1 pseudogene is annotated in these 297 nt (G+C 44.8%); it reads right to left on the bottom strand.

From position 1 onward, the window contains the following. Positions 1 to 87: 87 nt before the first annotated feature. Positions 88 to 297 (bottom strand): annotated as a pseudogene (locus ACTHSP_RS23550) (cytochrome-c peroxidase); the annotation flags it as partial.

Below are 297 nucleotides of genomic sequence, written 5' to 3'. Positions count from 1 at the left end.
AATAGGTCGGGGTGCGTATTCTTTCAACGTCAAGAAATGTAAAGATATTTGACTATGCAATACACTATCTTTGTTTTGTGCTAAACCTTATTTGTTGTCAGGTTGGGATTTGACATCGGTGGATACAGGCAGCTCAGGCATGGTTCGGGCAGATTCAGGAACATTGCCGGAGAGGGCTTTCAAGAAGGCAACGATGTTTTCAGTTTCTTCCGGAGCCAGAGTTTTACCCAATTGAGCTTTCGCCATGATGTTGACGGCTTTATCCAATTCCCAAACGCTGCCGTTGTGGAAGTATGG

It is taken from the genome of Neisseria sp. P0001.S005, from assembly GCF_051963715.1.
This window is presented reverse-complemented; position numbering and strand designations above follow the sequence as displayed.